Source organism: Chitinophaga sp. (assembly GCF_035564935.1).
Lineage (GTDB): Bacteria > Bacteroidota > Bacteroidia > Chitinophagales > Chitinophagaceae > Chitinophaga.
In genome coordinates this window covers 1-2840 of record NZ_DATMTE010001041.1, presented here as the reverse complement: position 1 = coordinate 2840, position 2840 = coordinate 1, and the positions used below count along the sequence as shown (strand labels likewise).

The following is a 2840-nucleotide window of genomic DNA, read 5'->3' as shown; positions in this document are numbered from 1 at the left end:
GAGCGGATATAAGTATCCATCACTTTACCGTTGTAGTCCGTTTCCAGTTGTTTCATCACCTGCCGGTTCATTGATTTACGGTCGTCGTATTTTGTTAAAACAAATCCAAGTACTTCCAGGTTGGCGTTCAGCTTCTTTTTTATGTTTTCAAAATGATACATAAAACTGCGAACGCCTTTCAGCGGCAGGAACTCCGCCTGCAGGGGCATCAGCACATAATCGCTGGCCACCAGTGCATTTACGGTAAGCATACCGATAGCCGGCGGGCAGTCAATTAATATGAAATCAAACTGCGGCAGCAAGGGCCTGAGCATCCAGCTGAATACCTGTTCCCGCCCGTACATGCCTACCAGTTCCAGTTCCGCTGCAGCCAGTTCCAGCGATGAAGGGATGAGCATCAGTCCGCAGGGCGCCGTAAGGATCACCTGCGACAATAACGCTTCTTCTCCCGCAATCTCCTTTTTCAGGGCGGTGTACAGGTGCTGCGGCGGATCGTCCGCATATCCCAGCGCCTGCGTGAGGTTGGCCTGGGGATCGGCATCCACGAGCAGCACTTTCTTTCCTGCCAGTTGTAAAGCGGCAGCGAGATTAATAGCGGTGGTGGTTTTGCCGGAACCTCCTTTCTGAATAGCCAATGATATTACTGTCATAAAATCATAATGTTCCGTTGAAAAAATAAGTGGCTTTTTCCCATACGATCTTTGCTACTTTCTGCCCCAGGTACTGCCCTTCCTGGTTGCCGCGTGCGAAATGGATGCCGCCGTATAACCGCGACATTCCCGCCTGTGCGGCCGCCTCTGAAAAAGTGCGCCAGCTGAGTGAGATATCTCTTGCAGGTGTAAGCCCGGGCTCTATGAGCGAACTTCCTTTACTGCACAACACCGTGGCGCCCATTTTATCGCTGCCGGTGAATTGCGCGAGTATGTAAGCGGCGGCGCTGCTAAAGGTGCTGTGGGCCGACACATGTTCTGCAAAGGGCGGCGTGATCCCATTTGCCGGCTGGTAAGGCAGCCACTCCTCTCCTTTTATTTCCTTAGCGCCCTGGCCGGGGCCGCCCCAGGACTTAATTGTACGTCCTTTGTATAAGTAGCGCAGGGCGGAAACGGGGCGTACCGCATCGTAGTGCCGTTTGCTTTCCCAGCAGGCGATGCTGGCATCGAGCATGGCATTGCTGAGCGCAAAAAACATTTTCAGGTCCTGGTGATTGCAATGTTCATCACGACCGGAAATATATTGCGCTACCTGGCACCAGTGGCCGGGAAGCGTTACTGTTCCGGGGCCGTCCCACCAATATTCCGCGATCACTTTCTGCAAATCGGTAAGCCCGGCGCTGATGGCGATGAGTTGATCGGCCTGTTGCTGAAACTCCGTGCTGCCCGGCGGGAAAGGCGCGGGCGGGCGGAATTGCCCGGGGCGTTGCAATGCAAAGGGACGTACCAGCGACCAATGCGGTGTGAGGAATTGCTGTGGGTTGGAATTGCCGTTACCATCAGGGATCAGCAGGGGTTGCCAGCGTGCAGGATCTTTCAGTTGCTCCGGTGTATTCACTGGTTTATATCCTGTATAGTCTGCCCAGGCGGGCATTTGCAGCGTGCCATATGCGTTGGCGCCGTCGCCGGCAAAGGCTTCCAATATGCAGCGGGCGGCCAGGTTACCGATGCCTGCGGCTTTGGAAATATCCAGTGTGGTGATGGCAGGATCATAGTCCAGGTGCAGCATCATATCATGGAACATATTTTTATTTTCCGCCGGCAGTATTAGCCGGAACAGTTCTGTGAGCACGCGGAAAGCCGCATAGCTGTATGCTTTGCGTTTCCAGGCCGCTTTATGTTCTTCTTTGGGGCGTTTAATATAGGCGCCGGTAATGGTACTGATGGCACAAGGGTTATAGGCGGTCCACGCATCGTACATGGCCGTGTGCACCATAGCCAGCGCGCGTGCGGCCAGTGGCGGCGGAACTGCCGAACAGCGGATGGCTTCCACTGCCAGCTGGTTCCATTGTACTACGAGTGTTGCGGGGGTCGACATATCATCTTTTCATTTATAATAAAGTAGTAGTCCTAACAATAGCCCCATGTGTAAAGAAGGCCAGTAGCCGGTTGTTATCTGCCGCCACGGAGAAGATAGCGCCCGGCGCGTCTATCGGCTGTTGTTCCACTGGAGCATCCGTGTTAATGAGGAAGGCTTTCCCTTCCGCATCAACGGCTACTATATATTTCCCGTCCGGTGTAATGGTGGCGTCATTCCAATTTCCTTTCCAGTGGTTTATTTCCTTTCCTGTTGCGGTGTTCCGCAGGCTGATGTGATCGTGTTGTAACAATAGCAGCTGCGTTTCATCTGCTGTCATTTCAATTCTCACGGCAGGTAATTGTTCTGCAATTATGGTGGTTTTAAGGGTTCCTTTATCGAACACGCGGAATTGCGGTGTGCCGGCCAGGATCCATTTATTGCTGATGTGAAGGGCTGCCACCGGCAGGTTCTGGTCTTCCCACAATGTTTGCAGCAGGTGGCCTTCTTTATTGAGCAGCAGCACTTTTGCCGGCGGCGGACCCGGATGACCTATCCATTTTACCGACACCGCTACGGCGCTGCCATCGGGCGCCCATGCAAAAACAGAAGGCGTGTATTCATTACCGTGAGACACGGTATATTTCCCGCCGGCTGTTCTGATGGCTTCCTGCATACCTGGTATTTCGTGTCGCACATTGGCGGCCAGGTCCAGGATACCGGTGCCCTGGTACAGCTGATCGCCGGTGAGCATGGGAAATCCCGGCTGCGGCGTATCAGTATGATGCTGCAGGAGCAGTTGTTCGTGTTTCCAAACGGTTACCTGGTATAAC

The 2840-nt window shown here is 53.6% G+C and carries 3 protein-coding genes; all 3 read right to left on the bottom strand.

The annotated features are described in order from the left end of the window. A partial coding sequence (locus tag VN105_RS27085; RefSeq protein ID WP_325646151.1) for a ParA family protein occupies positions 1-650 on the bottom strand: 650 nt, incomplete at its 3' end. Between the two features lie 4 nt (positions 651-654). Continuing rightward, positions 655-2028: a vanadium-dependent haloperoxidase gene (locus VN105_RS27080; protein ID WP_325646149.1), complete on the bottom strand. Its 1374-nt coding sequence runs from the start codon at positions 2026-2028 to the stop codon at positions 655-657. A 13-nt stretch (positions 2029-2041) separates the two neighbouring features. Beyond that, positions 2042-2840 (bottom strand): hypothetical protein (locus VN105_RS27075; protein WP_325646147.1); only part of this gene is annotated, 799 nt, incomplete at its 5' end.